Source organism: Pelotomaculum isophthalicicum JI, from assembly GCF_029478095.1.
GTDB classification, from domain to species: Bacteria; Bacillota; Desulfotomaculia; order Desulfotomaculales; family Pelotomaculaceae; genus Pelotomaculum_D; species Pelotomaculum_D isophthalicicum.
On record NZ_JAKOAV010000061.1, the window covers coordinates 1 to 8416 of the forward strand.

The window sequence follows — 8416 nt, forward strand, 5'->3', positions numbered from 1 at the left end:
ACGGTACCTCCCAGGTTTGTCTGCGAAAAATGCGGAGGAGAAATGCGTCCTAAAGAGCCATGGCAAAACAGCTTAGAAGATATCTTCTAGAAAAGGAAGAACCGCCCGATAGGGCGGCTTTTTTATTGCTTAAAAATCTTGTCGGATAAGAAAAGAAATGCGTTAAATAATCGATAATGGAAGGTATTTTCAGCGAGATATAGAATAATTTACTTAATATTTGCAGGGAGGGAATGCTTTTGAAAAAATACATCTTTGGCGTTATAATCGGAATATTTCTTACCGTGTCGGCGATGGCTTTCGGCGACCCCGCGCCAATTAAAATTATGCTTGACGGCAGGGAGATTGTTACCGAAACACCGCCGCAGATTATTAATGATAGAACATTTGTCCCGTTAAGGGTGATATCGGAGGCGATGGGCTTCGATGTTAAGTGGGATAGCGCGGCGAGAACAGTCATTTTAACATCGCCTGAAAAAATGGGTGCTTTTCGAGTTGTTTCATATGAAAAAATTGACACTGATTATGGCTACGCCATCTTAGGCGAAGTGAAAAATAACTCTAAAAGTACTTTCAGCAAAGCGAAAATAGAAGCCGAGGTAATTGACGCTGAAGGCAATATGGTAGAAAAGCTTGCATCCACATTGCCGCCCGGGATAACGCCTGGTGAAACAGCCTATTTCATGATAAGAGCTATTTCAGATAAAAGTAACCTTTACAAAGCAGTAAATTTTAGTTTTCAAACGTCAGAGGAATGTTCAGTCACTCCCACTGATGTGACTTTTCATAATTTGAGATTTGCCAAGGACCAGGGCATTTTGAATGATTTTATCTATGTGACGGGTGAAGTAGAGCGGACGGATAAGGATATCAGCAGAGAGTACAAACATCCGGTGGTTCAAGTTGCTTTATTTGACGCGGACGGCAAGATGGTTAATTACGGTGAGGAATACATGGAAAATTATAAGTTGAGCAGGTACGGTAGTTTTACGATTACGTTGGATAAAGGAGCAGATTACGCTGCTTCTAAACTAAAATGTTTTTCCGACTAGGTATCTATATAATGCAAGTAAACGCGGACATAAACATTTTGTTAATCGATAAAATACAATCCTTGACAGTGAAGAACGGCCAACATATACTTAATTTAATAAAACATTCAAAGGATTAATGATTAAAAGCGGTACAAGTTTAATGGTTGAACTATAAAAAAGGTTTATGCTAGTTAGTTAATTTAGGCCGCCGGGAAGGGTTAAAGGAGAGAAGTGTGCTTGAGAAATTTGCGCGGGATTGTTATGGTGGGCTTGTTGATGGCTTCAATAGTGTCTCTGGCAGCATGCGGCTCGCTGGGGTCTAACGCGGCAGACCGAGATACCGTTAGCGTTGATAAGGTTACGGCTCATGCCGGGAGGCTGGCTGGCGGAACGGTTGTTGGCGGCAAGCTGGACGCTCTTAACTCGGCGAACGTCGTGCCGAAGTCAGCCGGAAAAGTATCCAGCATTCCGGTGGATGTGGGCTCCGAGGTTAACGAGGGTGACCTCCTGGTAAGTCTTGACGCGGCCGACCTGGGGGCCCTGGTGGATTTATACGCGGCCCAGTTGGACAAGGCCAGGAATTCGGACCTGCCTACCCAGAAAAACCAGGCGGAACTGGCGCTGGCGAACGCCGAGTCCACTTTCAAAACAGCCGAAGCGGATTACCAGAGGAGCAAGCAGCTGCGGGACTCCGCGGTAATATCGGCGCAGCAGTTTGAACAGTCGGAAAAAACGTATGTTCAGGCCAAGGCGTCTTACGAATCCGCCCAGAACAGCCTGGACATCCTGAACAGCGCGACCATACCCGAGACCATCCGTCAGAGCGAGGCCCAGCTTAAAAAAGCGCAGGCGGATTTTGCCAACACCATTATCAAGGCCCCGATCAGCGGGGTGGTCACGGCCAGGAATATTAATCCCGGCGAAATGGCCAGCACGGCCCAGCCTGTAATTACACTGGTCAACCTTGATACGGTGGTTGTTTCCGTGAATGTTAATGAAGCTCAGATTAACAAGGTTAATGTGGGGCAGCAAATAAAAGTAAAAGTCAGCTCGGTGCAGGACGAGCCTTTCACCGGAGTTGTTACAAACGTGGCGTTTGCGGCGAATTCTACTTCAAAGGCCTACCCGGTAAAGATACAGATTCCCAATCCCCAGCATGTGCTCAAGCCGGGTATGTTCGCGGAAATTTTCCTGAACACCGGAGATGAAGACGGCATTATTATCCCGAGAGAGGCGCTGGCCACGGGTGAAGAAAAAAGTTTTGTCTGGGTCATAAATAACGGCATTGCCACAAGGTGTGAGGTGGTAGCTGGGCTGTCGGACGGTAAAAATGTCGTGATCAGGTCGGGCTTAAGAGAAGGTGAAGAAATAGTAATAACAAACATTGATTCCTTGAAAGAAGGTATAAAAGTCATCGCGCAGAATTAGGTTGCTGATTGTTAACACAGTGACAGTTGTATAACCGGGTGTGCATGTATGAACATAAAAAAGTTTTATGATGTCTACAGTGGTGACTTGACTTTGCCGCTTAATGAAACCCCGCTCCCCGTGAGCGGGGTTCAACTTTTTGAAAATAATAATTGACGTTGTAAATAGTTAAATATATTATGGATCTTGGTGGGTTGATAGGACAAAAAGACCAAAATTTTATCGTTTAACAGGGCCTGGAGGGATATTATGGGAAAAAGAATTCCGGTTATTGGGGCAAGTATACTGACGGGTGTGTTTATGTTGAGCCTGACTCTGTCCGGCTGCGGCAACTCTTTAACGACGCAAGCTTCAGGCGCTAAGAGCCCGGCCGTGCCCGTGGCGGTGGAAACGGCCAAGCGGGGCGACGTTGTTAAGGAACTGGTCGCCAGCGGGCAGCTGGTGGGGGAGCAGTCTGTTGTTGTATCACCTAAAATAACAGGCAAGGTGGCCTCTGTTCCGGTGGAAGTAGGGTCCGCTGTCAATGCAGGCGACGTTCTTTTTACCCTTGACGATTTTGATATAAGAGTGCAGGTGCAGCAATCTGAAGCGTCAGTGTCGGTAGCCCAGGCTAAGCAAAAGGTGGCCGAAGATAGCAGGGATAACGCTGCTAAACAGTACGATCGTTACAAGCAGCTTTTTGAACAGGGGGCTGTTTCCGCTGATACTTTCGATTCTTATGCGTTAAAGTTGCAGCAGGCCCAGTCTGAGGAACCTGAGGCGACCCTCGCCCAAAGTCAGGCTGCCCTGGCTTACCAGCGCAATCAACTGGCCAATACGGTCATTGTTTCACCTATTGCGGGAATAGTAGCCCTGCGCAACGTGGATGTGGGTGGTGTTGTTTCAAGCACTACGCAAGCCATTACTGTTGTCGACCTCAGCCGGGTGAAGGTGCAGGTTTCCGTCGGAGAACAGCAGATCGGCAAGATCAAGCAAGGACAGGAAGTGAAAGTGTTTGTTCCGGCGGTGCGGGCCGATTCGTTTACCGGTGTGGTCGCCAACCTGAGCCCGGCAGCCGATGCGAAAACAAAAGGTTATATGATTGAAGTCAAGATGGACAACCCCGGCCAGGCACTAAAGCAGGGGATGTTCGCGGAGGTGCATATTGCCACGGACAGGAGCGAGGGAGCGCTGACTGTGCCTGTAGACGCCCTGGTGGCCAGGTCGGATGGAAGTGTTGTTTATACTGTACAAAATGGTGTGGCTAAAGAAGTACAGGTCAAGGCCGGCATCTCCGACGGCAAGGTTACTGAGATTACCGGCGGCTTACAGGAAGGCGACCAGGTCGTTGTACTGGGACAGCAAAGCCTGGTGGACGGAGCCAGGGTGCTGGTTGGCGGCGGAGAAGATAAAGCCAATAGCCAGCCGGGCGCCCAGGGCAAACAGCCCAATTAAGCGGAGGCGATATTTTGAAAATAGCTGATTTTTCAGTCGACCGGCCGGTGACTATTGTAATGATCATCCTTGGCATGCTGGTGCTGGGACTCTTTTCCCTGCACTTTCTATCCATTGACTTGCTGCCTGATATCACCAGCCCGACCATTTCTATATCCGCATCCTACCCCGGCGCCGGGCCGCAGGAAGTGGAGCAAGATGTAACTAAAGTTATTGAGGCCGGTGTGGGTACTGTCAGCAGCGTGCAGAAGATCGATTCGACAAGCCAGACCGGTTCCAGCCAGGTCCGCCTGCAATTTGCCTGGGGCACCAATATGGATACCGCCCTGGCGGATGTGCGCGCCCGGCTTGATACCATCAAGCGGCGGTTGCCGGACTCGGTGGATACCCCCACGGTATCTAAGTTCGATACAAACATGATGCCGGTCATGAGCGTGGCAATATCCGGGCAGCAAGATCTGGCAAGCTTAAAGAAATTGGTTGACGATACAATCCAGCCCGCTATTGAGCGGGTGGACGGCGTTGCCGCAGTTAGTGTAATGGGCGGTCTGAACAGGGAGTTTGAGGTGCTGGTGAACCCCTGGCGTCTGCAGCAGTATAATATCAGCATCAGCCAGGTGAGCCAGACCCTTCAGGGTGAGAACGTAGATGTCGCCGGAGGGATAATGCCCTGGGGCCATAAAAATTACGTCGTGCGCGGCCTGGGCAAATATGAGGACATCGAACAGGTAAGAAACATACCCATACCGGTCCAAGGCGGTGTCATTCACCTGAGTGACCTGGCTGAAGTGAAAGACACTTTTGCCAGGCGTGACTCCTACTCGCTCTTGAACGGGCGGCCGACAATGAGCATCTCGGTGAACAAGCAGAGCGGGGCCAATACCGTGGATGTTGCGGACAGAGTGAAAAGTGAACTCAGCCGGCTCCAACAGCAACTGCCGGGTGACCTAACGTTCGCCTTGGCCTTTGACCAGTCCGTAACCACCAAAAATTCCGTAAACGACGTGGCCCGGACCACGATCCTGGGGGGCGGCTTGGCTATCATTATCCTCTTGATATTTCTCCGAAATCTGCGTACGACTGTGGTTATTGCCACAGCTATCCCTTTTGCCATTATTACGACCTTTGTCCTAATGTACTTCAATAAAATGACCTTGAATATGATGTCCATGGGCGGCCTAGCCCTCGGGGTCGGCCATATGGTGGACTATTCCATCGTGGTGCTGGAGAGTATTTACCGCCACCGGCACGCCGGTTTTGAGCCAAAAGAAGCGGCAAAAAAAGGCACCGCGGAGGTCGGCACCGCGGTTATTGCCTCGGCGATCACGGTGGCCACTGTTTTCCTGCCCATGGTATTCGTCACCGGTATGGCCGGGCAGCTTTTTAAACAATTTGCCCTGACCGTTGCTTTTTCGCAGCTTGCCGCCCTTTTCGTAGCGCTGACCTTGATCCCGCTTTTGTGCTCCCGCATTCTGGGCAGAGTTGAGCAGGCCGGCGATGGCAGCCGCTGGTGGCACAAGCTCTTTAATAAAAGCGGGCAGTGGTATGACGCTCTCGACGGGAAATACCGCAATTTGCTCGTTATTTCGTTGAAGAAACGGGTCCTGGTGGTTTCCGTGGCGGCAGCTGTTACCATAGGCAGCCTTTTTTTGATCCCCCTGATCGGCACGGAATTTATGCCGAGCCAGGATTCCGGCCAGATCAGCGTGGACGTGAAAATGCCCATTGGAACAATCCTGGCGGACACCGGCGCGGTAATGACCAAGCTGGGGGAAGCGGCCGGGCAAATGCCGGAAGTGGATACCATCCTGACTTCCGTAGGTGGTGGGCGGGGAGCAGCCGGTAGCTCCCAAACCGAGTCCGGGTCGATGAATATCAAGCTGAAGCCCATGGGAGAGCGCAACAGGTCGACAGATCAGGTAATGGAGGACCTCAGAGGCAAATTCAGGAATATTCCGGGGGCTACCATCCGGGTTTCAAGCAGTTCCGGAACAAACATCTTGAGCCGCGGCTCCAGCGGCCGGGCGATTGAGGTTGATATCAAGGGAGACGACCTGGATGTTTTGAAGAATTTGGCCGGCCAGGTTAGCGAGATCATGAAAAGCGTGGAGGGCACCCGCCAGGTTTCCAACAGTATGGAAGTCGGGCGGCCGGAACTGCGCCTGGTTTTCGAGCGGGAAAAAGTGGCGCAGTATGGTCTCACCACAGCCCAGGTATCGCAATTATTGTCCATGGCGGGTGACGGCCAGGTTGTCAGTACGGTGGATGCCGGCGGCACCGCCGTTGACTTGCGGCTGATGCTCAGCCCGGAGGCTCGTTCCAGCACCGGCGCCTTGGAGAATCTCTTTATCACCCAGGGAGGGGTACAGGTGCCCCTCACCCAGTTGGCTCGCTTTGAGGAGGGGGAGGGACCCAACGTGATTAACCGCACTTCTCAATCCAGGGTCGCTTATGTTTACTCCGATTACGCCGGCCGGGATCTGGGCAGCATTCAGAAGGAGATCCAGGCAAAAGTGGCCCAGCTGCCGCTTCCCGCCGGGTACGTCATACAGTACAGCGGCCAGCAGCAGGATATGGCTGAGTCCTTCTCCAGCCTGGGGATGGCGCTGTCCCTGGCTCTGATGCTGGTATACATGGTCATGGCCGGGCAGTTTGAATCGTTGCTGTACCCGTTCTGCATCATGTTTTCAATTCCCGTGTCCGTGACCGGCGTTGTGCTGAGCCTGCTGGTGACCGGGCGGGCTTTCAGCGTTCCCGCCTTTATCGGAATAATAATGATGTCCGGGATTGTGGTCAACAACGCTATCGTGCTGGTGGATTATATCAACACCCTGAAAAAACGTGGACTTACCCGCAACGAGGCAATTGTCCAGGCCGGCCCGGTGCGTCTGCGACCGATCTTGATGACGGCGCTGACCACACTTTTCGGCTTGGTGCCGCTGGCCCTGGGACTCGGGGAAGGTGCGGAGACTCAGGCGCCCATGGCCACCGTGGTTATCGGCGGCCTGATGATTTCCACTTTTCTTACCCTGGTGCTCATCCCGGTCGTATACACTTTGCTAGACGACCTGGGCGGCAAGATTACCAAACGGCTCCGGCGGCGCGCTAGTAAAGATGTTACAGGGTTAACTGAATAATGAGAGCCGCGTTGATATTTATATAGATAAAAAGACCTTTGGGCATATATTAGCGGCGATTTTCAGCTCAAAAATAATAGTGCCGAAAACATGAGCCGCTTGATATGCCTGAAGGCAGGTATGCTCCTTGTTTCAGCGGGAATAATAGCTGAAAAAAACGGAGTTGATTGAAGATTTATAGCAAGTCGAACCGGAAGATTGCCGTTGTGGGAGCTGGCTATGTCGGGTCGTCGGTGGCTTACGCTCTGGCCATCAGTGGTCTCGTCTCAGAACTTGTGCTGGTGGATGCTGATACCGCCAAAGCTGCTGGCGAGGCTATGGACCTGGCGCACGCCGCGGCTTTTATCAAGCCTGTGTCAATATACGCCGGAACTTTCGAGGATTGTCGGGATGCCGGTATCGTTATATTTTGCGCCGGGTCAAGCCAGAAGCCGGGAGAAACCAGGCTGGACCTGCTGCAAAGGAATTACGCCATTCTGCGGGAGAGCCTTCCTGAATTGCTACGCGGGGGAGGTAACGGCATACTATTAATTGTCAGCAATCCTGTGGACGTGTTGACTTACGCTGCGCTGAAAATTACCGGGCTGCCTGCGGAGCGGGTTTTCGGTTCCGGCACGGTTCTGGACAGCTCCCGTTTCCGGCACAACCTGAGCTGCCACTGTGGTGTCGCTCCCAGGAATATTCACGCCTACGTCGTGGGAGAGCACGGGGACAGCGAAGTGCTGCTCTGGAGCCTGGCTTACATTGCCGGCACCGGGCTGGATTGCTTCTGCGAACTGGCCGGCATTCCGCCGGTCGACCGGGTGGAAATAGACAGCATGGTAAGAAACGCGGGCTACGAAATTATTTCCAGAAAAGGAGCGACATACTATGCCGTCAGCCTGGCGGTGAAACGAATCTGCGAAAGCATTATCCGCGATGAATACAGCATCCTGACGGTATCCGGGTTGATCGACGGCGCTTACGGTGTCAGCGGTTGTTGTTTGGGCCTGCCGGCCGTGGTAAACTCGCGGGGCCGGGGAAACCCGCTAAAATTGCCGTTGACTGATAAAGAAGAAGAGGCTTTGCGGAATTCAGCAGATATTATAAAGGCCGCCATAAAGCAAATAAACCTGTGAAACAGATATCCCCAAACAGTACTGACGCATAATTCTCAGAGCCGTTAAATTAAAGCGTTGTATCCTTTTAAAGAGAATATTTTTTCGCAAAACCCTACTGGACAAAATATATTCGTTATGAGATAATAGTGTGGGTTACCAGAAGAAAGGGGCCAACACTATGAAACATGATGAAAATGGGGCCATATTAATATGCGGGCGTATGTTTACAACTGAAGAACTTCGAGATGTCATTGAAACGGTGCGTCTATTTCCGAAATTGAGT

At 51.6% G+C, this 8416-nt stretch carries 5 protein-coding genes; all 5 read left to right on the forward strand.

The window, feature by feature from the left end:
* Positions 1–239 precede the first annotated feature (239 nt).
* Positions 240–1052: a stalk domain-containing protein gene (locus L7E55_RS17110; RefSeq protein ID WP_277445574.1), complete on the forward strand. Its 813-nt coding sequence runs from the start codon at positions 240–242 to the stop codon at positions 1050–1052.
* A gap of 219 nt (positions 1053–1271) precedes the next feature.
* Positions 1272–2462, forward strand: coding sequence for an efflux RND transporter periplasmic adaptor subunit (locus L7E55_RS17115; protein WP_277445576.1), 1191 nt, complete (start codon positions 1272–1274; stop codon positions 2460–2462).
* Positions 2463–2711: 249 nt separating this feature from the next.
* The gene (locus L7E55_RS17120; protein ID WP_277445577.1) at positions 2712–3896 is read left to right on the forward strand and encodes an efflux RND transporter periplasmic adaptor subunit; all 1185 of its coding nucleotides are present in this window, start codon (positions 2712–2714) and stop codon (positions 3894–3896) included.
* 14 nt (positions 3897–3910) lie between these two features.
* Entirely contained in the window at positions 3911–7033 is a 3123-nt protein-coding gene (locus L7E55_RS17125) for an efflux RND transporter permease subunit (protein WP_277445578.1), read from the forward strand.
* A 173-nt stretch (positions 7034–7206) separates the two neighbouring features.
* Entirely contained in the window at positions 7207–8151 is a 945-nt protein-coding gene (locus tag L7E55_RS17130) for an L-lactate dehydrogenase (RefSeq protein WP_420852071.1), read from the forward strand.
* Positions 8152–8416: the final 265 nt, after the last annotated feature.

Bases quoted from the DNA above. Each gene is read 5' to 3' on its own strand.
- L7E55_RS17120 (WP_277445577.1), top strand. From the start codon at position 2,712: ATGGGAAAAAGAATTCCGGTTATTGGGGCAAGTATACTGACGGGTGTG.